24 protein-coding genes are annotated in these 23,007 nt (G+C 64.5%); 12 read left to right on the top strand and 12 right to left on the bottom strand.

Annotation, left to right across the window (positions count from 1 at the left end):
* The first annotated feature begins 73 nt into the window (after positions 1-73).
* Positions 74-1,729 (top strand): hypothetical protein, encoded by a 1,656-nt coding sequence (locus EPN33_11435; GenBank protein ID TAN21235.1) that lies wholly within the window; start codon positions 74-76, stop codon positions 1,727-1,729.
* Here EPN33_11435 and EPN33_11430 read toward each other — a convergent pair.
* From EPN33_11430 to EPN33_11420, 3 genes are all read right to left on the bottom strand, one after another.
* Positions 1,726-3,165: an NAD(P)/FAD-dependent oxidoreductase gene (locus tag EPN33_11430; GenBank protein ID TAN21234.1), complete on the bottom strand. Its 1,440-nt coding sequence runs from the start codon at positions 3,163-3,165 to the stop codon at positions 1,726-1,728. The genes EPN33_11435 and EPN33_11430 overlap by 4 nt on opposite strands.
* Before the next feature lie 63 nt (positions 3,166-3,228).
* Positions 3,229-3,627 carry a PIN domain-containing protein gene (locus EPN33_11425; protein TAN21233.1) on the bottom strand — a complete coding sequence of 133 codons (399 nt, stop codon included), beginning with the start codon at positions 3,625-3,627 and terminating at the stop codon, positions 3,229-3,231.
* The gene (locus tag EPN33_11420; GenBank protein ID TAN21232.1) at positions 3,624-3,860 is read right to left on the bottom strand and encodes a hypothetical protein; all 237 of its coding nucleotides are present in this window, start codon (positions 3,858-3,860) and stop codon (positions 3,624-3,626) included. Before EPN33_11420 ends, EPN33_11425 begins: the two co-directional genes overlap by 4 nt.
* Positions 3,861-3,869: 9 nt before the next feature.
* Here EPN33_11420 and EPN33_11415 point away from each other — a divergent pair, with 9 nt between their 5' ends.
* From EPN33_11415 to EPN33_11405, 3 genes are read left to right on the top strand one after another with little or no spacing between them, the layout of a single operon-like run.
* Complete coding sequence (locus EPN33_11415) at positions 3,870-4,715, top strand: SDR family oxidoreductase (protein ID TAN21231.1); 846 nt, start codon at positions 3,870-3,872, stop codon at positions 4,713-4,715.
* Between the two features lie 12 nt (positions 4,716-4,727).
* A complete protein-coding gene (locus tag EPN33_11410; protein ID TAN21230.1) occupies positions 4,728-6,308 on the top strand; it encodes an amino acid permease in 1,581 nt (526 codons plus the stop codon).
* Positions 6,309-6,314: 6 nt separating this feature from the next.
* Positions 6,315-6,671 (top strand): hypothetical protein, encoded by a 357-nt coding sequence (locus EPN33_11405; GenBank protein TAN21229.1) that lies wholly within the window; start codon positions 6,315-6,317, stop codon positions 6,669-6,671.
* Here EPN33_11405 and EPN33_11400 read toward each other — a convergent pair.
* The 3 genes from EPN33_11400 to EPN33_11390 form a co-directional block, all read right to left on the bottom strand.
* The gene (locus EPN33_11400) at positions 6,668-7,771 is read right to left on the bottom strand and encodes a TIGR04053 family radical SAM/SPASM domain-containing protein (protein TAN21228.1); all 1,104 of its coding nucleotides are present in this window, start codon (positions 7,769-7,771) and stop codon (positions 6,668-6,670) included. The genes EPN33_11405 and EPN33_11400 overlap by 4 nt on opposite strands.
* Positions 7,772-7,929: 158 nt before the next feature.
* A complete protein-coding gene (locus EPN33_11395) occupies positions 7,930-9,708 on the bottom strand; it encodes a phospholipase (GenBank protein TAN21227.1) in 1,779 nt (592 codons plus the stop codon).
* Complete coding sequence (locus tag EPN33_11390) at positions 9,693-11,258, bottom strand: bilirubin oxidase (GenBank protein TAN21226.1); 1,566 nt, start codon at positions 11,256-11,258, stop codon at positions 9,693-9,695. The genes EPN33_11395 and EPN33_11390 overlap by 16 nt, the downstream gene beginning before the upstream one ends.
* Positions 11,259-11,274: 16 nt before the next feature.
* Between EPN33_11390 and EPN33_11385 the strand changes: the two genes are divergently transcribed.
* Entirely contained in the window at positions 11,275-11,952 is a 678-nt protein-coding gene (locus tag EPN33_11385) for a 4'-phosphopantetheinyl transferase superfamily protein (GenBank protein TAN21225.1), read from the top strand.
* Here EPN33_11385 and EPN33_11380 read toward each other — a convergent pair.
* The 5 genes from EPN33_11380 to xseA form a co-directional block, all read right to left on the bottom strand.
* Positions 11,915-12,544, bottom strand: coding sequence for a hypothetical protein (locus EPN33_11380; protein TAN21224.1), 630 nt, complete (start codon positions 12,542-12,544; stop codon positions 11,915-11,917). The genes EPN33_11385 and EPN33_11380 overlap by 38 nt on opposite strands.
* Complete coding sequence (gene waaF, locus EPN33_11375; protein TAN21223.1) at positions 12,541-13,602, bottom strand: lipopolysaccharide heptosyltransferase II; 1,062 nt, start codon at positions 13,600-13,602, stop codon at positions 12,541-12,543. Before waaF ends, EPN33_11380 begins: the two co-directional genes overlap by 4 nt.
* Positions 13,590-14,534, bottom strand: coding sequence for a tetraacyldisaccharide 4'-kinase (gene lpxK, locus EPN33_11370; GenBank protein ID TAN21222.1), 945 nt, complete (start codon positions 14,532-14,534; stop codon positions 13,590-13,592). Before lpxK ends, waaF begins: the two co-directional genes overlap by 13 nt.
* 57 nt (positions 14,535-14,591) lie before the next feature.
* Positions 14,592-15,200, bottom strand: coding sequence for a phosphoribosyltransferase (locus EPN33_11365; GenBank protein TAN21221.1), 609 nt, complete (start codon positions 15,198-15,200; stop codon positions 14,592-14,594).
* 131 nt (positions 15,201-15,331) lie between these two features.
* The gene (xseA, locus tag EPN33_11360; protein ID TAN21220.1) at positions 15,332-16,726 is read right to left on the bottom strand and encodes an exodeoxyribonuclease VII large subunit; all 1,395 of its coding nucleotides are present in this window, start codon (positions 16,724-16,726) and stop codon (positions 15,332-15,334) included.
* 86 nt (positions 16,727-16,812) lie between these two features.
* Between xseA and EPN33_11355 the strand changes: the two genes are divergently transcribed.
* The 5 genes from EPN33_11355 (at position 16,813) to EPN33_11335 (ending at position 19,816) form a co-directional block, all read left to right on the top strand.
* Positions 16,813-17,763, top strand: a complete 951-nt coding sequence (locus tag EPN33_11355; GenBank protein ID TAN21219.1) for an alpha/beta hydrolase — start codon at positions 16,813-16,815, stop codon at positions 17,761-17,763.
* Complete coding sequence (locus EPN33_11350; protein TAN21218.1) at positions 17,760-18,164, top strand: carboxypeptidase regulatory-like domain-containing protein; 405 nt, start codon at positions 17,760-17,762, stop codon at positions 18,162-18,164. Before EPN33_11355 ends, EPN33_11350 begins: the two co-directional genes overlap by 4 nt.
* 208 nt (positions 18,165-18,372) lie before the next feature.
* Positions 18,373-18,666, top strand: a complete 294-nt coding sequence (locus EPN33_11345; GenBank protein ID TAN21217.1) for a hypothetical protein — start codon at positions 18,373-18,375, stop codon at positions 18,664-18,666.
* Between the two features lie 3 nt (positions 18,667-18,669).
* On the top strand, positions 18,670-18,858 hold the full coding sequence (locus EPN33_11340) for a Trm112 family protein (GenBank protein TAN21216.1): 189 nt from the start codon (positions 18,670-18,672) through the stop codon (positions 18,856-18,858).
* Positions 18,851-19,816, top strand: coding sequence for a lipopolysaccharide heptosyltransferase family protein (locus EPN33_11335; GenBank protein ID TAN21215.1), 966 nt, complete (start codon positions 18,851-18,853; stop codon positions 19,814-19,816). The genes EPN33_11340 and EPN33_11335 overlap by 8 nt, the downstream gene beginning before the upstream one ends.
* Here the strand turns inward: EPN33_11335 and EPN33_11330 are convergent.
* Positions 19,803-21,599 carry an elongation factor 4 gene (locus tag EPN33_11330; GenBank protein ID TAN21214.1) on the bottom strand — a complete coding sequence of 599 codons (1,797 nt, stop codon included), beginning with the start codon at positions 21,597-21,599 and terminating at the stop codon, positions 19,803-19,805. The genes EPN33_11335 and EPN33_11330 overlap by 14 nt on opposite strands.
* Before the next feature lie 65 nt (positions 21,600-21,664).
* Between EPN33_11330 and EPN33_11325 the strand changes: the two genes are divergently transcribed.
* Positions 21,665-22,447 (top strand): enoyl-CoA hydratase, encoded by a 783-nt coding sequence (locus EPN33_11325; GenBank protein TAN21552.1) that lies wholly within the window; start codon positions 21,665-21,667, stop codon positions 22,445-22,447.
* Positions 22,437-22,919, top strand: a complete 483-nt coding sequence (locus EPN33_11320; protein ID TAN21213.1) for a 6,7-dimethyl-8-ribityllumazine synthase — start codon at positions 22,437-22,439, stop codon at positions 22,917-22,919. The genes EPN33_11325 and EPN33_11320 overlap by 11 nt, the downstream gene beginning before the upstream one ends.
* The last annotated feature ends 88 nt before the right edge of the window (positions 22,920-23,007 follow it).

Genomic DNA, 23,007 nt, shown 5'->3' with positions numbered 1-23,007 from the left:
TTTCAGTATGTCAGTAAGTCAGTATTTCAGTAGATCAGTATGTCAGTATTTCAGTAGGTAGAGCGAGGGGGCGATGCGGAAGCTGGGGTGGTTGACGGTGTTGGCGATGGCGGCGGTGGCGGCGGTGGGCTGCTCGTCGCACAATCCCGGCACGCGGTTTGTTCTCTCGTTTCCGGCGAGCGTGCATCGCGGGCCGATCACGGGGCGGGCTTTCGTATTCCTCACGCGCGGCGAACACGGCGAGCCGCGCCTACAGGCCGGCGGGTACAACGGAAACATTCCCTTCTTCGGCAAAGATGTCAGTCAGCTTCCGCCGGGGCAGCCGGTCACTTTGGATGGCTCGGCGCTGGGCACGGTGGTGAAGAGCCTTCGTGACCTGCCGGCGGGGGACTACTACGTGCAGGCGCTGATGAACGTCTACACGCGGTTTCCGCGTTCCGACGGTCATACAATCTGGGCGCACATGGACCATTGGGGCGGGCAGCAGTTCAATACCTCACCCGACAATCTTTATAGCGCGGTGCAGAAGGTGCATCTTGCTCCGGGCGAGGCGCAGACGGTTGCCCTCTCGCTCGATGAGGTGATTCCCCCACACAAGCCACCGCAGGATACCGAGTGGGTGAAGCACGTCAAAATCCAGAGTCCGATGCTGACCAAGTTCTGGGGGCATCCGATTTTTATGGGGGCGACGGTGCTGCTGCCTGCCGGCTACACGCAGCATCCGCAGCAGCAGTATCCCGTGGTTTATGTGCAAGGGCATTTCTCGCTGCGGCCGCCCTACGGTTTCACCACCACGCCGAGTCAGCCGGATGCGCGCAGCCGGTACATGCGCGCGGTGTTCGGGATCGAGAGTGGCTATGAGTTTTACCGGGAGTGGTCATCGCCGGAATTTCCGCGCATGATCGTCGTCACCTTCCAGACGCCGACGCCCTACTACGACGACAGCTACACGGTGAATTCGGTGAATTCGGGTCCATACCTAGACGCCATCATGCAAGAGCTGATCCCATATGTCGAGACGCACTTCCGGATTGTCCGCAAGCCCGGCGCGCGGATGCTGACAGGAGGCTCAACCGGCGGCTGGGAGTCGATGAACCTGATGCTGAAGCAACCGGACTTTTTCGGAGGCACCTGGTCGTTGTATCCCGATCCCCTCGATTTTCACCATTTCCAGATGGTCGATCTGTATCAGGACGCCAACGCATTCTGGGCGCCAAAACTGGGGCCGTGGCTGCGCACGCCGCGTTACACCGCGCGGCAAAGCGATGGCCAGCCGATCATCTCCGTGGCACAGATGAGCCAGGCGGAGGCGGTGGAGGGATCCCACGGCCGCAGCGGCCAGCAGTTTGATGCCTGGTTTGCCACTGGCGGGCCGATTGGCGCCGACGGCTATCCCGTAGCGTTCTGGAATTTGCGCACCGGGGCGATCAGCCGCGCGGCGGCCGAGTACGCGCGCACGCACGGGTTCGATTTGACCGCGTATCTGCAAGCCCACTGGCCGACGCTGGGGCCAAAGCTCGTAAACAAGCTGCACGTGTACGTGGGCGACATGGACACCTACTACCTGAACCTGGGCGTGTACGACATGCAGAACTTTCTGGCGGCGACGAAAAACCCGCACTATGCCGGCACGTTTGTCTACGGGCGGCCGGAAAAGCCGCACGGCTGGAACGGCGGCATGACCAACGGCGAGCTGCTGCGGCATATCTACGCCGCGGTCAGGCGCTAAGAATTTGGCCTGGGGCCACGGGGCGTGGTGGGTGTCTCCGGCGCCCAGTCGACGTGGCTCGCCATTTTTTGCCCTGGTCGCTCCCGATGGTCGCTTGGAGTGCGGGCTTCGATTCCCGGCAGGGTCCGCCCGCTGGCGCTCGGGGCTCCTCCAGGCTGCCACCAAGTGGGACGATCGAGAACCGGACTGACGTGGACGCGACCAAAATAATCCCACGCCCACTCCAGGAAGGTGTCCATTTTCGCGCGCACCGTGGTCAGCAAGACCACATGCACGCCCAGCCAGGCGGCAAAGGCGAAAACGCCCGAGATGGGGTGATGGCGGGCGCCGATTTCTGCGACGGCGGCATTGCGGCCAATCATTGCCATGACGCCCTTGTCGAGATACACAAAAGGGGTTTGGGGGTCACCGGCGGCGTGGGCGGCAATATTGGCGGCACAGTGGCGGCCGGCTTGCTGGGCGACCGCGGCTAACTGAGGCAGGGGCTTGCCGGAGGCGTCCCTGCAGTTGGCGAAATCGCCGAGGGCGTACACGCAGGGGTAACCGGCGAGAGTGAGATCGGACTGCACATCCAGGCGGCCGCCGTGCCCCGGTTTGAGACCGAGGGCAGCGGCTAGACCAGAGGCCTTGAGGCCGCCCGCCCAGATCACCGCGTCTGCCTGGAGGTGGGAGCCATCGGCGAGCAGGACAGCGTGAGCGGATACTTCCCGGACGGCGGCGCCCAGGCGCAGGGTTACGCCGCGCTCGCCGAGGATGGCGGCCGCGTAGGCTTGCGACTGAGCGGTGAAGCCGGGAAGGACGGTGGCACCCTTATCGACCAGGGTGATGGAAACCTGATGACGGTCGAGATGGGGGTAGAGATGCGGCGGCATGCGCTGCAGGATGTCGGCGATGGCGCCCGCGGTTTCAACGCCGGTGGCGCCGGCGCCGACGATCACTATCGCCGGGCCGGGGGCGGCCGTGCCTCGGCGGTCGGCCGCTTCCAGCAACTCCAGCAGGCGGGAGCGCAGGCGTTCGGCATCCTGCAGCGAATACATAGGGAAGGCGAACTGGGCGACGCCGGGAATACCGAAAAAGTTGGCGGTGCTGCCGGCGGCGAGGACCAGATAATCGGCATGGAAGACGGCGCCATTGCGCGCCGTCGCCCGGCGCGCAGCGAGATCGACGGTCACAATTTCGGCCAGCGTTACCTCGACGTTGGTATCTTGGACCAACACAGCACGAAGATTGAAGGCGGCATTTTCCGGCGCTAGAATGCCCGTGGCCACCTGATACAACAGGGGCTGGAATTGCTGGTAATTGTGTTTGTCAACGAGGGTGACGCACAGATTAGGGACGGCTGCGAGTTTGCGGGCACAGTGAAGGCCGGCGAAGCCGGCGCCGATAATGAGGACGCTTTTGAGAGCGGTATCCGTGACCGGATCCTTCGATTCTATTCTCTACTATCATCCGATGCCGATCTCGGACGGGTGGGCCACGGCTCTCGCGTGCTGGACGGTTTAGTCGACGGGCGTGAGGAAAGCGCAGCGGGGGCCGGGGGCGCGGGCGAGGCGGAGATCGAGGGTGGCGAGGGGGCAGTCGAGGCTTTCGGCCAGGGCCACGTACCAGGCATCGTAACTGGTGAGGTTGTGGCGCAGCTCCCAGATGCGGGCGGCAAACGGGCGGAAGGGGAAGGCTTCGACCGCGAATTGCATGAGCTCTTCGCGTACTGCGCCGGCTTCTGCCAGGGTGAGATCTCCGGCCGCTTCCATGCGGCGGAACAGGTTCGTCGCCTCCGCCCAGAACAGTGCTGGGGCGGCGAGGGAGTGTTCGTGCACTAAACGCTCCGCCCAAGCACCATCGGAACCGCTATCGGCGAGCGCCACGACCATCGCCGAAGCATCAATGACGAGGTTCACCTGCGGTCTTCATCGCGATATCTAAGAATCTGCTCGGCACTGATCCTGGACTGGCTAAGACGCTTACGTTCGCGGATCTGACGCATCAGGGATTCGTTGGTGGGCTGGGAGGCCAGGCGCTCGAGAGCGAGGCGGAGATATTCCTGCATGGAGCGGCCCTCGGCGGCGGCACGGGAGGCGAGTTCGTTGCGAACGGCGTCAGGCACGTTGCGGATGGTGATCTGTACCGCCATGCAGTCATAATGCCAGCGTTGCAGGCAAAATGCAAGCGCGTGGGACGGTTGCGCAGAAAGGGCCGGGGCCGGTACTATGCGCACGTGCTGTTTATAAATTTGGATGGGCAAGTCGCGGTGGTGAGCGGCGGGTCGCGGGGGATTGGCGCAGCGGCAGTGAAGCTGCTGGTGGAGGCAGGGGCGCAGGTGGCGTTCAGCTACCGGGCGGACCAGGGCGCGGCGGAGGCGCTGGTGGCGACGGCGCCGGAGAGCATTTGTGCGATTGCAGCGGATGGACGGGAGGCGGGGGCGGGTGAAGCGCTGGTGCGGGCGGCGGTGGAGCGCTTCGGGCGGCTGGACATTGCCGTGGCTAACGCGGGCATCTGGAATGCCGAGGACGTGGCGATTGAGAATCTAGAGCCCGGGGCGTGGAATAACGGCCTGGCGATCAATCTGAGCGGCGTGTTTCATCTGGTGCGGGCGGCGGTGAAACAGATGAAGAGTCAGGGGCGCGAGGGCGAGACGCCGCGCGGGCGAATTGTGGCGATTGCCTCTACGGCGGGACAGCGGGGCGAGGCGTGGCACGCGGATTATGGGACGGCGAAGGCAGGCGTGATCGGCTTCGTGCGCGGGCTATCGACGGAGGTCGCGCGGGACGGCATTCTGGTGAATTGTGTGGCCCCCGGCTGGGTCAACACCGACATGGCGCGGCCCGCTTTCCGCGCGCATGCCGACCGGGTGTTTGGCGCGATTCCGCTGGGACGGGTAGGCAAGCCGGAAGAAATCGCCGGCTGCATTGCCTTCCTGTGCTCGCCCTGGGCCAACTTCATGACCGGCTCGGTGGTTAGCGCAAACGGCGGAGCAGTGTTAGCCTGAAAGAACTCCTGCATGTCTTCCCAGCTCTGGCGCACTAAATCCATCGACAAGCTGATTGCCGCCTCGGAAGAGCCGTCGCACAAGTTGAAAAAGACGCTGGGACCGTGGAGCCTGGTGGCGCTGGGGATAGGCGCGATTGTGGGTTCGGGCATTTTCGTGCTGACGGGCACGGCGGCGGCGGGCGAAGCCTACAAGGTGCCGTCGATTCTGCATGCGCAGGTGCTGGACATCATCACCAGCCTGATACAGTACGGCAACTTGTCGCACGCCATGATGCATGGGCGGCCAGCGGCGGGGCCGTCAATCGCCATTTCGTTCATTCTGGTGGCGGTGGTGTGCAGCTTTGCGGGGCTGTGCTACGCCGAGCTGGCATCGATGATTCCTATCGCAGGGTCGGCGTATACATACTCCTACGCCACGCTGGGCGAGCTGATCGCCTGGATCATCGGCTGGGATCTGATTCTGGAATACGCGGTCAGCAACGTCGCGGTGGCGGTGGGATTTTCGGGCTACTTCACCAGTTTGCTGGGAGCGATGGGCATCCGCCTGCCCCCGCAGTTGACGCAGCCTATTTGGGAGAACGGAGTGCGGACGGGGGCGTGGTTCAACCTGCCGGGCTTTCTGGTGGTGATGATTCTGACGGTGCTGCTGGTGCGCGGCATCCGGGAATCGGCAGAGACGAACAATATCATGGTGGTGATCAAGCTCGCCGCCATCCTGATTTTCATCATCGCCGGGGGGATGCTGGTGAAGCCGGCGAACTGGCACCCGTTCGCGCCGCATGGTTTTGCCGGCATCATCACCGGCGGGGCGATTGTGTTCTTCACTTATATCGGGTTTGACTCGGTCTCGACCGCATCGGAAGAAGCCATCAACCCGCAGCGGGATATTCCCTTCGGCATCATCGGGTCGCTGATTGTGTGCGCGGTGTTGTACGTGGGCGTGGCCGTGGTGCTGCTGGGAATGATGAAGTACAGCACGTTTCTGAGCGGGGAGGCGGCTAATGCGCCGGTGTCGTACGCGCTGCGCGTGCTCAAGGCCAACCCCTGGGTGCTGTACGCCGTAGATATCGGGGCGCTGATGGGGATGCTGTCGTCGCTGCTGGTGTTCCAGTACGGGCAGACGCGCATCTGGTTTGCGATGTCGCGCGACCGGCTGCTACCGCCGGTATTTTCGAAAGTCCACCCGAAATACCAGACGCCGTATGCCTCGAGCTGGATTGCGGGGCTGGTGGTGGGCATTCCGGCCGGACTGGTGGACATCGGCGCGGCGGCGGATTTGAGCAACATCGGGACGCTATTCGCGTTTGCGCTGGTGGCGCTGGGGGTGCTGGTGCTGCGGAAGAAGCAACCGGACCGGCCACGCGGCTTCCGGGTGCCGTTCGTGCCACTGTTTCCGATCCTGGCGGTGGTGTTTTGCGGCGTGCTGATGCTGGCGCTACCGGTGGAGACGTGGGTGCGGTTTTTCGGCTGGATGATTATTGGACTGCTGGTGTACTACTACTACGGCCGGAAGCGGAGCGAATTTCACCAGGGAACAGGGGACAGGGGTCAGGGGTCAGTGGCGATGGGCGGGCGAAAGGCGGTAGGCTAGAGGCTTATGGCAGAGGGCATTCAGAAAAGCTTCCAGTACTTGTTAATCGTGCTGGGCATTATTGTCGTGGTGCTGGCGGTGTGGATGGCGAAGGAAAACATGTGGTGGATAGCGATTCCGGATGCCCTCTTTGGCATTGGAGTGGCGTGGTTCGCCTGGATGGATCTCACGGACCACGGCATGCACCCGGCGCCTGCGACCGCAGGGGGACCGGCTATCAGCGACGTGCCGCCACCACCGCCCGTGCCAGCACCGGAAGCGCATGCAGAGGCGCGGCCGGAAGCGACGACACCGAGCGCACCAGCGGAGGCGACACCGGTGGGGCAGCCGGGACGGAAGAAAAAGAAGAAGCGCCGGCACTAAAGACCTTTATTGAGCCACCTGGGCGGTTCATAGACACAGCCGGGATCGGCGGCGAAGACGCTGCCCGAGACGGCATAAGCGCGCGCGCGCGAACCGCCGCAAATCTCACGAAATTCACAGACGCCACATTTGCCTTCGAGCAGAGTGGCATCGCGCAGCGCCCGCAGCAACGGTGAGGTGCGATAGATCTCGCCCAGCGGCGCGCGGCGCACATTGCCGGCCGACAGCGGCAGAAAGCCGCTGGGGTAGACCTCGCCCCGGTAGGAGATAAAGATGAAGCCTTTGCCGTCATTGAGGCCGCGCGGTGCCCGCGCCGAGCCGGCCGCCGCCCAGGGCAGCGGCATGGCTACTGCGCCGGTCGAGGCCCGCTCGCGCGCACGCTGCTGCAAGAGGTAGCGGCGGTAATGCATCGCCTCGGTGGTTTTCACATCGAAGCGCACGCGGCACGCAATAGCGTAAAGCTGCGCGAAAACGCGTTCGATGTTCTCCGCATCGAGGCAATCTTCGGGCCGGCCGCGCCCGACCGGAATCAGAAAGAAGACGCTCCAGAGCACGATGTCGAGCGTTTCCATGAGGGCCGCCATCGCCTCGATGCCGCCGCCATTATGGCGGCCGATGGTGGTATTGATCTGCGCCGGCAGGCCCACCTCCCGCGCCCAGCGGACGGTGTCGAGCGCGCGCGCGAAGGCGCCCGGCACGCGCCGGAAGTGATCATGGACGGCGGCGGTGGCGCCATCGATGCTGACGGCGAGCCGCGCCAGGCCGGAAGCTTTGAGGTCCCTGATGGCCTCGCGCGTCAGCAGTGGCGTGGTGCTCGGCGTCATCGAGACACGCACGCCGAGCTGGGTGCCGTACTCCACCAGATGAAAGATATCGGGGCGCTTCATGGGGTCGCCGCCGGTGAGTACGAAGACCGGGACGGCCAACTCACGCACCTGCCGCAACAGAGCTTTGCCTTCGCACGTCGATAGCTCCCGCGAGGAGCGCTCCGGATGCGCTGAGGCGCGACAGTGCTGACAGGCGAGATCACACGCCTGGGTTACTTCCCAAATGGCAATGAAGGGTGCGTCATTGAAATCGGATTTGGCGCCGACGGCCATTGCTTCCTAAGAAGTTGGCTCGGGGCGCACGGTCCGTCCATGACCTCAGTCACGCCCTGCGGGGCTCCGTTGGTGGCTCGCCACTTTTTGCCCTGGTCGCTCCCGATGGCCGCTTGGAGTGCGGGCTTCGATTCCCGGCAGGGTCCGCCCGCTGGCGCTCAGGACTCCTCCGAGCTGCCGCCACCGGACATCGACTGGCGCGGGACCTGGCGTGGCTGCGCCCGTAAACGACGCACTGTGTCGTTTACCACGCTTGACACTCGGCCAAACCGGGGGCCCCGGGAGCCCCGGGCCTCGCCGGTTGAGGGAGTCAACAGCAGCCGCTTGGTGTTTCCTGGTTGTGTGCCGCTAAAGTCGAACATGGGATCGAGCGAGCCGGAGATGGCGTCAAAGGAGCCACGTCCGATGCGCTCGCCGTGCAGGAAGGTGTCTTCGATCAGGCGCAGGACGGAGGTCTGGTCGGTCAGGTTGTGGGCGACAAAATTCGGCCGGGTCCAGGGGGAGATCACCAGCAGCGGCAGGCGTGGACCGTAGCCACAGCGGCCTTGCGCGCGCGGGTTGTTGGCGGCGATGCCGCGCAGGCGAGGTGTGCCATCGCCGCACACGCCGGGTGAAGTGAAGGCGTCTTCGCTGGAACGGGAACCATTGACCCGCGGACTGGCCACGTGATCGTACCAGCCGTCGGAATCATCGTAAGTGAGAATTACCGCGGTGTGATCCCACTGCTTCTGCCGTTCCAGGAAATTGATGACGCGCACGATGAAGTTCTGGCCGTCGAGGGGGTCGGAATTGCCGGCGTGCCCATTCTCATAGGCGGGGGCCTTGAGGAAGGTAACCTGAGGGAAATTGCCGCCGAGGACGGCGTCAAAGAAGTCTTCGAGATCGTAGTTGTGGTTGGCACGGCCGCCATTGTGGCCGATGGCCTGCAGCGATGAGGGACGGAGGTGTTGCGGGTTGGCGGTGGAGGCGTAGTACTGAAAGGGATCGTGGTGCGGCACGTAATCGGTGATATTGCGGCCCACGATGCGGGAGAAATGCCGCCTGCGACAGCCGGTAGATCCGTCCGGGTTGACCATCTGCAGGTCGAATCCGCCCTGAAACCATCCCCAGGTGACGCCTGCTGCGGTCAGCAGATCGCCGATGTTTTTGCCGCCCATGGCAAACTGCGTCCGCGCGGGATTCGAACAGACGTCGCCGAGCGGATCGGAATCGCTGCTGTCCGTCAGCGATCCGGCGCCGCCGTCAACAATGCCGCCGTGACCATTGCGCGTGGCGCTGACGCCATTGGTTTGCCCGGAGATCAGATTCAGAGCTCCTACGGTGGAGGGCCCAAAGGTGGTGCCAAAGAAATAATCGGACATGGCGTAATGCTGGGCGTAGTTCCAGAGGGCGGTGACGGTGTTGCCATCGAAGTAGCCCATGACCAGCCCTTGCGTTGTCAGCGGCGGTTTCAGCCACGAGGGGGCATGCTCGCCCGGCGGGGGCCCACGCCGCCCGGTGTATTTGGGAAACAGGTCCATCTTGCCGTGATCGAAAGCCAACTGTTCGTTATGGTAGGTGTGACTCTGATCGGCGGTCGCCGCCTGAGAGCGGTCCAATCGGAAAGGGTTGGCGGCGTTGGCGCCGTTGGCGCGGTTGGTGAAATTGGGATTCTGCGTCAGCAGCGCGCCGCTGAGACCCTCTACGGAGGGCGTGCCGGGGAGCGCATGAAAGGGAGGCTCGCCGGGGGGATTGAGAGCGTGCGGGTAAGTCGCGAAGTAGTGATCGAAGGAGATATTCTCCTGAAAGATCACCACAATATGCTGCAGCCGCCCCGCCGGCCCAGGAGGTTCAGGACGGGGGTGAGCCGGATGCTGGGCGACTACTGCCACGGCCATGCCGAGCAGGAGGGGAAGAACGCGGGTGAACCTCATACGGGCGATTATGTACCCGCGCATGTTTTTGGCGGGAGAATTTCCAACGGCCGCATCATCAGGTTGGCCTGATGTTCCAAAATGTGACAGTGCCAGACATAGCGGCCGGAGTAAGACTCGAAGTGGACAATGATGCGGGTTACATCGCCGGCGGGGCAGCGCACAGTGTCCTTCCAGCCGCGCTCAACCGCCGCCGGCGGGCGTGCCGGCGCCAGATACCGCAGAGTTTGGTCAAGCAGGTACTGGTCGGTGTCGAAGGTGCGCCGGTCCAGGATTTGAAACCGAACCTGATGCAGATGAATCGGGTGGGTATCCGTGCTTAGGTTGACGAACTCCCAGATCTCGGTGTCGCCTAAAGCGGGGGTTTCGGTTGCGGGTGCGCTCCAGCGCGTGCTGTTGAGCAGCATGAGCTTGGGTAAGCCGTGATAACCGTCGAATTCATCCAGCGTCAGCGGACGCGAGCGCCGAGCGGAGGGTGGCGCGGTCCGAACTATGGGCCGTAAGCGCACCGGTGGGCGCCAGTCCGTACGCCCGGGTCCATGGGCCGAGGCGATCCTGCACTGCAGAACCGGCTGCTCGTCATTGAGCAAGTAGAGCGCGTGCCCGGCGGCTTGGCGAAAGTCTACGAGCACGTCGGCACGCTCTGCCGGCGCCAGCAGCAGCGCGTTCTGCTCGACCGGTGCCTGCAGCAAGCCCTGGTCACTGGCAATTACGTACAGCGGTAAGCGTTCTGAGAACGAAAGCGTGAAAAACCGGCTATTGGCCGCATTGCAGATCCGCAACCTGTAGACCGTGGGCTGTAAAGTCAGATGCGGCCACAAGGCGCCATTCACCAGCATGCAATTGCCAAACACTTCCGGCACCCACGGATGCGCGGCGATGCCGCTGGTGGGGTAGTAGAGCTGGCCGTGCGGATCCAGCCAGCGGTCGCAGAGTAGCAGCGGGAGCTCGCGCTCGCCGTCCGGGAGCCGCAAAGCCCGCTCCTCTGCATCGCGGATCCAGTATGGCCCCAGCATACCGGCGTAAACGTTGAGCCGGCTGGTGCCCATGGCGTGGTCGTGGTAGAACAGCGGCGCCGCTTCCTGGCGGTTCGGATACTGAAATATTTGCTCCTGGCCGGGCACGATCCAATCTTCCGGGTAGCCGTCGCTCGCGGCGGGCACGCGCGCACCGTGCACGTGCGCGACGGCGCGCGCGGTTGAGCCATTGCCTGCCAGCGTGGGATCGACGGGCAGGAAGTGGTGCGGCGGCAGCCGGTTGCGCCAGCGAATGGTCACTGTTTTTCCGCTTTCGGCCGCAATCAACGGCGCCGGAAAGGTTCCGTTATAGGTCCAAACCCGGGTTGGCGGCAGATGCGGGTGCAGGTGCACGAACGCCTCCTGCATGGTCATCTGGTAGGCGCCGCCGGCGGTGGGCTGTGCGAGATCCAGTTGTGGCAGCGGCGCAAGCCAGTGCGGCAGCGCATCCGGATCGAGCGTGGCAGCCCGGGTTTGTGCCCAGGCGGCACGCGCCAGCGACAGCCCTGCGCCCGCGGCCCCGGCGAACCGCAAAAACTCCCGACGGCTGCATGCCATGAGAACTCCAGTGTAGATTGAATGCGTGGCCGAACTGACCGTCTATTGGTTCGAACTCAAGGCACCGGCAGCCCAGCGGGCGGCCTGGCGCGTCTGGCTATCGGCGGAGGAGCGCGCGCGCGCAGACCGCTACCTGAACCCGGCCCATGGCGAACGTTACCTGACCGCTCATGCCCAGCTCCGCTGGATTTTGGCGCAAAGGCTGGGTTGCCTTCCTGGCAGCCTTCGCTTCGAGCGTGAGAGCAGCGGCAAACCGCGGCTGGCCGGTCATAACTTGCACTTCAACCTCTCGCATTCAGGAACTCTGGGCCTATTGGGCGTGCACTCGTCACTTGCTTTGGGCGTGGACATTGAAGCCGAGCGGCCGCGCAATTTTCTCGGTTTGGCGCAGCGCTATTTCAGCGCGTCCGAGCAGGCCTGGCTGGCGGCGCAGCCCGAATCGGCGCGCGAACACGCTTTCGCCCGCTTATGGACCTGCAAAGAGGCGTGGATGAAAGCTGATGGTCGAGGCCTCGCCGTGCTGCGGCAACCCGAGGCGGAACTCGAGGGCACTGCCGCGCAATTGCGCGCGCTGGGCCGGGCGTGGTGGGTGTGTGAGTTGGAAACCGCTCCTGGCTATGCGGCTGCGGTGGTTTTGGCTGAGGCGCCCGGCGGCATCACTGTGACGCCGCTGCCTCCCCCGCCGCTTGCGTAAGCAGGGCCACCACGCGCCGTCCGCGCAAGAGCAGAAAGATCACCGTCAGCCAGAGCGTTAGGCCGATGACTAAACCAAACAGCGAATCGGCAAGCGTAATGTGATGGCGCATGGTCAGGGCAACGACACTGACGCCAATGATTTCGAGGCTAGCAGGGAAGTAATAGAGGGCATCGCCCAGCAGGGTTGGCCAGGCGAGAAATTGCACAGCGACGACGGCGGCAATCGCCGCTACGGTCCAGGCGGAGAGATGGGCGGAATAGAGAATATTGGCGGCCACCGCCATGGCGCCAAAGTCCACCAGAACGACCCAGCCGATACGGCGGCCGGCGGCGGCGCGGATGCTCCGCTCCTCGGTTGCGGCCAGCGCAGGGCCGCGCGCCTGTTGGCCGGAAATCATCAACCCCACGCCGCGCATCAGCAGCAGCACCACCGGGATCAGGACGCAGGCGACCAGCCAGAGCCAGGTTTCGCTGTTCAGCGCCAGCACCATCCACAGCCCGCCAAAGAGCGACAGGAAAATGCTGGCCATACCGGCAGTGGCCAGATGCGCCGCCAGGGACGGCGCGGTCACCACTGGTTCGCCGCTCATCTTCGTGTCACCTTTTTGTCTGCCCACAGCACGGCGTCGACTTCGGCGCGGACCTGGGCGACGGAGATGTTGCCCATGCAGCGGTGGTCGATGGGGCATTCATGCAGCTTGCACGGGCGGCAGGCCACACCGGCAGCCGTCACCAGCCGCAGCTTGCCGGCTTCGGCCAGCGGATAGGTGGCTTTCTCATTGGTCGGCCCGAACAGGGCCACGACCGGCGTCCCGACCGCGCCCGCCACGTGCATGGGGCCGCTATCGTTGGCGACGAGCACGTCCACCGCGGCGATCAGGGCCACGAGATCCTCAAGGGACGTTTCTCCGGCGAGATTTTTGATTTGTTCGGGATGCGGCGCCAACATGCGGATTTTGCGCGCCAGCTCGCGCTCGGCATTGCCGCCGACGATGACGACCGATACTCCGCGCCGGGAGAGCTCGCCCGCCAGCTCCGCAAACCGCTCCGGTAGCCAACACTTGGCGGTGCCGCCGGAAGCTCCCACATGCAAGGCGGCAATATGCCCGGTATCGGCGCCCGGGGTGGCGGGCACCAGCTTGCGCCGCCAGCGCTGCACGCGGGACGGATCGGGATAGAGCGGGACGCGCAGACGCACCGGATCTTCTGCCGGAAGCTCGGCAACCAAGCCTGCACGCCGCAGCAGTTCCAGATAATAAAACGACTCGTGCGCCGGCAGGCTGCCCGGCACCGGAACGGGCACGGCCGGTTTCAGCAGCCAGCCGCGGCGGTCACGCGCATAACCGACGCGGCGGCGCGCGCCCAACCGCAGGCCGAGCAGCGCGGCGTGAAAGGAGTTTGGAAAAATCACGAGCTCGCGCGTCGCCTTGGCGCCTGCGAGGCGGGGCAGGCTCCGACGGTGGGGCAGAGGCTCAACCTGCAGCGGCAGCCGCGCCATGCCGTAAATATTGGCAACCCCGGGCCGGGCGAGGACGGTCCAGGAACGCTCGGGCGTGGCCGCCAGCAATGCGGATACGGCCGGCAAGCTCATAATGACGTCGCCCAGCCAATTTGGCGCCAGGATTGCCCCCGTGGTCAAAGCCCGCACGCCTCCCGGATGATGGCCGTCAATTCCTGAATGGCGGGTATATGCATGGCAATCTCGACCACGCGCAGATGCGGCAGTGGCGTAGGTAAATTAACGGCATCTTTCGCCGTTGTGATGAATCCGTCCGCGCCTGCCGCCTGGGCGCGCGCACGCAAGCGGGCCAGGTCACGCAGAGAGTAATGGTGGTGGTCGCGGAAGGTCTGCCGCGCCACCGGGACGACACCCAGCTCCGCAAGCGTCTCCCAAAACGATTCTGGACGCGCGAGGCCACAAAATGCAACCGGGCGCGAGGGAATTTCGTCCAGCGGCTGGGCCCGCTTCTCGCCGCGCAGCAGTTTGGCTTGCGTCAGCGCCGCCAGTTGCGGCTGTGCCGCCGCGAACGAGGCCTCATCGCCTACCCAGAGTACGGCGTGTGCGCGCGCCAGGGCGCGGGGCAGTTCCCGCAGGCGACCGGCAGGCAGCAGCCGGTCTTCGAGGTCGCCCGGGGCGACGAGGACGAGGTCAAAGTTTCGATAAAGCTGGCGGTGCTGGAAGCCATCGTCCAATAGGTGGAGTTGGGGCTGAAAGCGGCGCTCGCCTTCCAGGCCAGCGCGGAAGCGGTCCGGATGGACCAGAACCGGCGCCCCTAAACGCGCGGCGATGAGCTTAGGTTCATCGCCCACCTGGGTCACATCTTCGTCGCCGGTTTCAGCAATTGCCAACTTGCTGCTGGCGCGGCGATATCCGCGCGAGAGCACATCGAGGCGCAACCCCTGCTGCTGCAACGCCTGGCCGAGGGCAATGACGGTAGGCGTTTTGCCGCTGCCGCCGACGCGCAAGTTGCCGATGCTGACCACGGGCCGGGGCAGGTGCGCCACGCCCAGGCGCCCATTTGCATAGGCGCGATCCCGCGCCCGGACTAAACGACCGAAGATTCCTGAGGCGAGGTCCATGCCGGGGAGGCAGCGGGAGGCCCGGGGCGGAGCCCCGCGGAAAAGCGCCGCGAGGCGCTACTCGTGCACCTCGATGACCGGCACTTTCTGGGCGCACAGGGGGCAGTCCTTCGCGGTCCAGTAATGAGGCTCGAGCGTCAGTAACTTGAAGAGTGGCAGATCGTCAAAGCGCGCGCAGTTTTCAAACGGCTGATGCACCAACACCGCCAACGCCAACACTTTGGCGCCGGCGGTTTCGACCAGCTTGCGCAGTTGGGTGAGTTTGCGGCCGGTGCGCAGGATGTCATCGACCAGAATGACGCGCTCGCCGCGGTGAATCTGGACGAACTGGCGCAGCTCCAAATCGCCTTTGTCGGTTTTCTCCGCCCAGTAGGTCTGCGAGGCCTGCAGCGCTTCGGCCACGCCAAAGGCAACCGGCAGTCCGCCCGTCGCCGGAACTACGATACTGACATTGGGTATGGCGCGGCGCACGGCGTCATCCTGGCGCAGCATGCGGCTGAGGGCCACGCTCAGCACTTTGGATTCGTTGTAATAGCGCATTGCCAGAGGAATCTGCAGGTAAACATCGGAGTGGGTGCCGCTCGCATGGCGGAAATGGCCGGGCCGCAGCGCGCCGGTCTGTTCCAACTGTTCCCGCACCTGGCTTTCACTGGGGATGAGATCCACTGAGTCCTCCGTTTCTGTCAAATCGTATCACGGTCTTTTTTAACGCAAAACCAGACTTGGTGTAGCACGCGCAGTCGGGTTGCGTGCGGCTTCTCCTGGTGTCGAAGCCGCAATCGACCCGGGTCGTCGGGCTATAGCGGGTCTGGTTTTGCTCTGGCGTCGGCCTCGAGCCAGCCATCGGCAAAGCGGATGCGCAGCGCCTCGCCTTCGGCGACGGCGCTGCGCCGGGCCGCCAGTTTGCCGTTGGCGCCATAGACCAGGGTGTAGCCGCGGCCGAGGATGCGCAGGGGGTCGCGCTCGCGCAGCACCGCCGCGAGGCGGTCGAGCCGCTGCCGGCGCTGCTGCAGGTGGGCCAGCGCCACGCCGGCCAAGTCCCGCTGGCGTGCCGTCAGAGCCAACCGTGCCGCGGCGAGTTGTGCCCGCGGATCGCGCTGGCGCAGGCCCACCTGGCTGGCCACCCAGCGGCGCCTCGCGGCTGCCAGCCGCCGCCACAGGAGCTGCTCCAGCGAGTGCGCCAGGTCATCGGTGCGCTGGCTGCCGTGGCGCAGCCGCTGGCGCACGGCGTCAAAGGCGCCATGGCGCGCGCGATCTTCCAGATAGCGGCGGCGCCGCAGCAGGCCGTAGCGCATGGCGTGCTCCAGCCGCTGGCAGCGATCCTGCTGCTCGCGCAGCCAGTCGGCGTGGGGACGCACCGCCAACTCGGCGGCGGCACTCGGGGTGGGGGCGCGCAGATCGGCCACAAAATCGGCGATGGTGAAGTCGGTTTCATGACCCACCGCGGAAATCGTTGGGACGGGCGAGCGCGCCAGCGCCCGCGCCACGCTCTCTTCGTTGAAGGCCCAGAGGTCTTCCAGCGAGCCGCCGCCGCGGCCGACAATCAGCAGGTCCACGGCGAAGGCGCTGTCCGGCGGTTGCGCGCCGAAAAACGAGAGCGCCTCGCAAATTTCGGGCGCGGCCGCGGCGCCCTGCACGGCCACCGGATAGAGCAGAAGGTGCAGGCCCGGATAGCGGCGCTGCAGAATCCGGATCATGTCGGCTACCGCGGCGCCCCGCGGTGAAGTGATCAGGCCGATGCGGCGCGGCAGCACCGGCAGCGGGCGTTTGCGCTCGGGCGCAAACAGTCCCTCGGCGGCCAGCTTTTCCTTGAGCTGCTCGAAGGCAAGCTGCAGGCCGCCGCGCCCCAGCGGCTCGACGTGCTCGACGATGCACTGCACGTCGCCGCGCGCTTCATACAAACTGATGCGGCCGCGCACGCGCACTTGCAAGCCATCGCGCAACTGAAACTTCGCCCGCCGCGCCTGGGTGGCGAATAAAACGGCGCGCAACTGCGCGCGGGCGTCCTTGAGCGTAAAGTAGCAATGCCGCGAGGCGGCATACTTGCAGTTCGAGACCTCGCCCTCGATCCAGACGTCGAAAAACTCGCGCTCCACTAGCCCTTTGAGGTTGGCGAGGAGCGCGGATACGGTCCAGACCTGACGCTCGAATTCGAAATTGAGGCGGGGCTGGTCCATGGGGGAAAAGTTCACAGTTTACAGTTCACAGTTTACAGTCGGGCTCAGAATCTGGGGGCACGCCGGGCTCAACTGTGGACTGTGAACTGTAAACTGGGAGTGTGGCTCCTCCGGTTCCGGCACCTGGACAAGTTCTGCAGATTGACGGCCACGCGGTGCATGTGCAGTACCAGCCCGCCGCGGCGGGTGGGCCGAAGCAGCCGACGGTAGTGCTGGAAGCGGCGCTGGGCGGGACCTCGCTGGGCTGGGTGTTCGTGCAGCGGGCGCTGACACAAACTGTGGCTACGCTGAGCTACGACCGCTCGGGGCTGGGCTATAGCGCTGCAGGACGGCAGCCACGCACGCTGGACCGTATGGTTGAGGAGCTGGAAGCGGTGCTGGCTATGACGGCGGCGCCTGCGCCTTATCTTCTGGTAGGACATTCTTATGGCGCGCTGATCGTGCGCGAGTTTGCCGGCCGGCATCCGGAGCAAACCGCCGGCGTGATTCTGGCCGATCCGCCTTCGCTGGCCGAGTGGGCCCATCCGGATGCGGCGCATCAGGCGAAACTCGAGAGCGGCATTCGCCTATCCCGCCGGGGCATGTACGCCGCCCGTTGCGGCATTGCCCAATTCGCCGCCTGGCTGGTGTCGACCGGCGCGCTGAGACTCGCCGCCGGGTGCGCCACGCTGATCAGCGGCGGCAAGCTGCGGACCAAGTCGGATTTCAACTTTACGCCCGCCACCCGCCTGCCGCCTGAACTCAAACCGGCGATGCGCTGGTTCTGGAGCCGCGCGCGCTTCTATCAGGCGCTGGCCAGTCAAATGGAGTGCCTGCCCGAAGCGTGCCGGCGCATGGCCGACGCTCCACCGCTCGACGACATTCCGCTGGTGGTACTTTCGGCGGCGGATACGCCCGAACCGCAGCGCGCCGAGCATGAGGCTCTGGCTGCGGTGGCGCACGGGGTGCACCGTGTCGCTCCATCCAGCGGGCATTGGATTCCGCTCGAAGATCCCGATCTCATCCTCACGGCTATCCGCGAACTGCTGACCCCTGCTACACTGCGGCTATGAGGACGGCGCGGCTAACAATGGCGCTCTGCGGGCTGCTTGCGCTGGTACTTTGCGTTCTCCCGGCGTCGGCCCAAAAGAAACAGGCTGTCCCCACCATTCGCGTGACGGTCACCGTGGTCGATCCTTCGGGCAATCGAATTCAAGGGGCGCTCGTGGTACTCAAGCAGATGCGCGACCATGAAGGCCGCATTCCTCACGATCCCTTCAATATCGATACCCACACCGACGAGCACGGCCAAGTCGTGGTGCAGGGTTTTGAACCGGGCGTAGTGTTGGTGCAGGTGATTGACACCTCCTTCAACACCTGGGGCCAAGCGTTTATCCTGAAGAAACCTAATGAGTCCGTTCACGTCAAACTCACGCCGCCGCAGGCACAGGTCAGCACCTGCTGCCGCCCCTAAAGCCGGCGCGCTTCCGTGGGACCTAAACTTGCTAGCTGCTGAACTGGCGCGGCCACTGGATCAAAACCGCAAACTTCGCCTTCAGGCTCGCCGTCTCTTACGCCGTGCCAACCCTGAGGCGGCCGGCCGGCTGCTGCTGGCCGCACGGGATGCCTACCTCGAAAGTTCTTGCGCCGCACCTACCACGCGGTAGGATAAGGAACGGTCCATGGAAATCTATCACTGTCCGTTCTGTCATCAGCCCGTCGATGGCGTGGCTGCGACCGCACGCGCGTTTGTCTTCAACGTTGCCGTGCGGCAGGTGGTCGATAATGCGCAGTCGCTGCGCGCGGGCGATGTCCTGGTCGTCGTAGATTCCACCATTCATCCCGAAGACCACGCCATTCATCGCTGTGACGATCCCGACGGCAAAGAAGTGGTCAAATGGTTTCAGCACCATGCGGCGGAAGCTTATTCGGCAATCAACTTTGCCATCCGTCAGAGCATCGAAGGAAATCGGTAGCCTATGGCGATAGCACGCGAGCTGCTCGAAATTCTGGTTTGCCCGGATGACCACGCCCGGGTACTGCTGGTCGGTCCGGCCGATGCACCTACGGGCCTGAAGTGTGAGCAATGCCAGCGCGTCTATCCGATTCGTGACGACATCCCCGTGATGTTGCTGGAAGAGGCTACGCGCGACACCCCCAATGGTTGAAGTCCTTCCGGACTTGCCGCAGGGAGCTGGGGTTGGCTTTATCCGCCTGCGCAGCCTGGGCGACACACTGCTGCTCACCCCTGCCGCCGCCGCCCTCAAATCCTGGCGGCCGGATGTGTGCCTGGCGATTCTCGTCGAGCCGCGGTTTGCCGCAGTGGTTGCGCGCAATCCTGATTTCGACGCCATCATTGAGGCCCCCGCGACCCTGGCTGGGCGCGTGCAAGCCCTGCGCGAGCTGCGGCGTTTTCATCCTGCGCTGGTTGCCGGCCTGCATGGCGGCTCGACGGCAGCCTGGCTCGCCCGTTTTTCCGGCGCGCCGCAGCGCGCCACCTTTGCCGGCCTACGCCACGCGTGGGCGTACAACCTCCTTACTCCCCCAGAAGCACCGCCCTCGGGGCGGGTGCGGTTGCACACCGTCGAGCACGTGCTTTCGCTGCTTACTTCACTTGGCTTGCCGCCGGTCGCGCCCGGCCCTCTGAAGCTGGTTCTGCGGCCCGAAGCTCGCGCACGCGTCCGCAAGCACCTGACGCAGCGCGGGGTCACCGGCGGCTACGCTTTTTTGGGCACGGAAGCCCGCGAACCGGACATGCGCTGGCCACTCGATTGCTTTGGCCGGCTCGCCGCCTGGTTGCGCGACACGTACGGTCTGGCGAGCGTCCAAGCGAGCGCCACGGCGGGCGAGCCCGTGCCCGGCGCAACCTTGCTATCCGGCACGAGTGTGGAAGAACTGATGGCGCTAGAGGCCGAAGCCGATCTGGTGATCACCAACGACGGCGGTCCGGTACATATCGCCGCCGCTTTAGGTAAGCCGCTGGTTGTGCTCTACTCGATCACGGATGTCGACGTATGGCATCCCTGGCAAGCGCCGGCACGCTGGCTGCAACGCACGCCTCTGAGCGCGCTTACGGTCGACGAAGTTACTGTGGAAGTCGCCGCCCTGGCGCCTACTCGACTTTGAGCACCGCCAGGAATGCCTCCTGCGGGATCTCTACTTTTCCCAGCTTTTTCATCCGCTTCTTGCCTTCTTTTTGTTTTTCCAGCAGCTTGCGCTTGCGGGAGATGTCGCCGCCGTAGCATTTGGCGAGCACATCCTTACGCACTGCCCGCACGGTTTCGCGCGCGATGATCTTGCCACCAATCGCCGCCTGGATGGGCACCTCGAACTGCTGCCGGGGGATGAGCTCTTTCATCTTCGCGGCCAGCGCCTTGCCACGCTCGAAGGACTTATCGCGATGCAGAATCATGGACAGCGCATCAACCGGCTCGCCCGCCACCAGCACGTCGAGTTTGACCAGATCGGAGGCGCGGTAGCCGCTGAGGTGGTAATCGAGCGAGGCATAGCCGCGCGAAACGGTTTTGAGGCGGTCGTAGAAGTCGAGCACGACTTCATTCAGGGGCAGCTCGTAGGTGAGCATCACGCGTCCGGGGCCAAGATACTCAAAACCCTTCTGCACGCCGCGCTTGTCCTCACACAGCGCCAGAATGCCGCCGAGGGCATCGTCGTTGGAGATAATCGTCGCGGTAATGATGGGCTCTTCGATGCGCGCGATGTCGCCCGCGGGCGGCAGCTTGTCCGGGTTGTCCACATCGCGCTCGGTGTCATCACGCAGGAAGACGTGATAACGCACACCCGGCGCGGTCACGATCAGGTCAAGGTTGAACTCGCGCTCCAGCCGCTCCTGCACGATCTCCATGTGCAACAGCCCCAAAAAGCCGCAGCGAAAGCCGAATCCCAGCGCTGCCGAGCTTTCCGGCTCGAAGAAGAACGAGCTGTCGTTCAGCCGCAATTTCTCCAATGCATCGCGCAGGAGGGCGTGTTGATCGCTTTCGGTGGTGTACAAGCCCGCAAACACCATGGGCTTGACCTGCTCGAAGCCGGCCAGTGGCGCCGCGGCCGGCATGTCGTCACCGGTAATGGTGTCGCCGATGCGGGCATCGGCCACGCGCTTGATGTTGGCGACCACCAGGCCGACTTCGCCCGCCGCCAACTCGCTGACCTCGACCGGTTTGGGGGTGCGCACCGCGAGCGATTCCACCTGAAAGCTTTGGCCGTTGGACATCAGCCGGATTTTCTGGCCGACGCGCAGGGTGCCTTCCATAACGCGCGTCAGCAGGATGACGCCCCGGTAGGCGTCAAACCAGGAGTCGAACAGCAGTGCCCGCAGCGGCGCCGCGGCGTCGCCGGTTGGCGGCGGAACGCGCTCAACGATGGCCTGCAGCACGGCATCGGTGCCTAACCCGGTCTTCGCTGATGCCAGCACTGCGCGGCTGGCGTCCAGGCCGATCACCGTTTCGATCTGCTCGCGCACGCGGTCGGGTTCGGCTCCGGGCAGATCGATCTTGTTGATTACGGGAATGATCTCGAGCCCCTGATTCACGGCCAGGTAGGCGTTGGCGACCGTCTGTGCCTCGACGCCCTGCGCCGCATCGACCACCAACAGCGCGCCCTCACATGCCGCCAGGCTGCGCGAAACCTCATAGGAGAAATCCACGTGGCCGGGCGTGTCGATCAAATTGAGCTGATACAGCTGGCCGTCGGGGGCTTTGTAGTCGAGCCGGACGGCGTGGGCTTTGATGGTGATGCCGCGCTCACGCTCGAGATCCATGTTGTCGAGCACCTGCTGCTGCATCTCGCGCGCGGTGAGGGCGCCGGTGGCCTCCAGCAGCCGGTCGGCAAGCGTGCTCTTACCGTGGTCGATGTGCGCCACGATTGAAAAATTACGGATAAAGCGGGATTCCATGCGGCTGAAAGGCTAGCGGCTCGCTTTCAAGTCTACTAGACTCATAGGAAGCGATGAGCACCCCCTTGGCACTCGAGAACGTCCGTCTGGAGATCGCGCCGCCGCTGGCGCGCATCACCGTGCACCGTCCGGAAAAGCTGAATGCACTCAATCGGGCGACGCTCGCGGATCTGAAGCGCGCCTTCGATGCCTGCCGTGCGGAAGCGGGCCTGCGCGCCATCATTTTGACGGGTGCGGGGGAAAAGGCGTTTGTGGCCGGCGCCGATATTTCCGAAATCGCCAGCTTGAGCATCACCGAAGCGCGCGCCTTCAGTCAGGCGGGCAACGCGCTGTTCCGTGAAATCGAGATGTTCCCGGTTCCGGTGCTAGCGGCGATCAATGGCTTTGCCCTGGGCGGGGGCCTCGAGCTGGCCATGGCCTGCACGCTCCGCATGGCCAGCGATAACGCCAGGCTCGGCCAGCCCGAAGTTAAACTCGGCGTCATTCCCGGCTATGGCGGCACGCAGCGGCTGGCGCGGCTCATTGGCAGCGGTCCTGCGCTGCAGATTCTGCTCAGCGGCGACCCCATTCCTGCCGCCGAAGCGCATCGCCTCGGCCTGGTCAATTCCGTCCATCCGCAGGCAGAACTGCTGCCGGCGGTCGAAGCCCTAGCCAACAAGATTGCCGCCAATGCGCCGTTGGCGGTGCAATATTGCCTGCAAGCAGTACGCGCCGGGGTGGAAATGAGCTTGGAGGAAGGATTGGCCTTTGAAGCCAACCTCTTTGCCCTTGCCTGCGCCAGCGAGGACATGAAAGAAGGCACGCGGGCGTTTCTCGAAAAGCGTGCTGCGCAATTCCATGGCAGGTAGAACCGCCGGCGGCCTCAGTGGCAAAGGTTTTCGCTTTGCGGTTGTGGTCAGCCGCTTCAATGAATTCATTACCGCACGGCTGCGCGCCAGCGCCGTGGATATGCTCGAACGTCTCGGTGCCGCCACGATCGAGGTCATCGAAGTGCCGGGCGCGTTTGAAATTCCTGCCGCTGCGCGTGCTGCGGCCGATACCCACGGGTTCGACGCCATCGTTTGCCTGGGCCTCATCCTGCGCGGCGAAACGCCACACTTCGACTTCATCGCCCGGGAAGTCACCCGCGGCATTGGCCAGTCGGCTCTCGAAACCGGCGTCCCGCATGCTTTTGGCGTCCTTACCTGTGAGACGCTAGAGGAGGCCATCCAGCGCGCCGGTCTCAAGGCTGGCAACAAAGGTGCGGAAGCCGCGCTCGCGGCGGTCGAAATGGCTAATTTATTCAGCCTCTTACGGGTCCGGTTCTCCGGGCACAAGTAAGTAGGTATTGCGCTATGATGGCAGTATCGGCCTTGGCTGGAGAGCGCTTCCCCAGCTCGCGAGCTGCGACTTTTCGGGTCCCGCTCGC

It is taken from the genome of Acidobacteriota bacterium (genome assembly GCA_004299485.1).
Taxonomy (GTDB): Bacteria; Acidobacteriota; Terriglobia; order Terriglobales; family SCQP01; genus SCQP01.
This window is presented reverse-complemented; position numbering and strand designations above follow the sequence as displayed.

Coding starts and splice junctions, on each gene's coding strand:
- EPN33_11410 (TAN21230.1), top strand. CDS start 4,728: ATGTCTTCCCAGCTCTGGCGCACTAAATCCATCGACAAGCTGATTGCC.
- lpxK (TAN21222.1), bottom strand. CDS start 14,534: ATGGACCTCGCCTCAGGAATCTTCGGTCGTTTAGTCCGGGCGCGGGAT.
- EPN33_11395 (TAN21227.1), bottom strand. CDS start 9,708: ATGCGCGGGTACATAATCGCCCGTATGAGGTTCACCCGCGTTCTTCCC.
- EPN33_11335 (TAN21215.1), top strand. CDS start 18,851: ATGGTTGAAGTCCTTCCGGACTTGCCGCAGGGAGCTGGGGTTGGCTTT.
- EPN33_11345 (TAN21217.1), top strand. CDS start 18,373: ATGGAAATCTATCACTGTCCGTTCTGTCATCAGCCCGTCGATGGCGTG.
- EPN33_11405 (TAN21229.1), top strand. CDS start 6,315: ATGGCAGAGGGCATTCAGAAAAGCTTCCAGTACTTGTTAATCGTGCTG.
- EPN33_11320 (TAN21213.1), top strand. CDS start 22,437: ATGGCAGGTAGAACCGCCGGCGGCCTCAGTGGCAAAGGTTTTCGCTTT.
- EPN33_11435 (TAN21235.1), top strand. CDS start 74: ATGCGGAAGCTGGGGTGGTTGACGGTGTTGGCGATGGCGGCGGTGGCG.
- EPN33_11400 (TAN21228.1), bottom strand. CDS start 7,771: ATGGCCGTCGGCGCCAAATCCGATTTCAATGACGCACCCTTCATTGCC.
- EPN33_11380 (TAN21224.1), bottom strand. CDS start 12,544: ATGAGCGGCGAACCAGTGGTGACCGCGCCGTCCCTGGCGGCGCATCTG.
- EPN33_11330 (TAN21214.1), bottom strand. CDS start 21,599: ATGGAATCCCGCTTTATCCGTAATTTTTCAATCGTGGCGCACATCGAC.
- EPN33_11420 (TAN21232.1), bottom strand. CDS start 3,860: ATGGCGGTACAGATCACCATCCGCAACGTGCCTGACGCCGTTCGCAAC.
- EPN33_11390 (TAN21226.1), bottom strand. CDS start 11,258: ATGGCATGCAGCCGTCGGGAGTTTTTGCGGTTCGCCGGGGCCGCGGGC.
- EPN33_11415 (TAN21231.1), top strand. CDS start 3,870: ATGCCAGCGTTGCAGGCAAAATGCAAGCGCGTGGGACGGTTGCGCAGA.
- EPN33_11350 (TAN21218.1), top strand. CDS start 17,760: ATGAGGACGGCGCGGCTAACAATGGCGCTCTGCGGGCTGCTTGCGCTG.
- EPN33_11340 (TAN21216.1), top strand. CDS start 18,670: ATGGCGATAGCACGCGAGCTGCTCGAAATTCTGGTTTGCCCGGATGAC.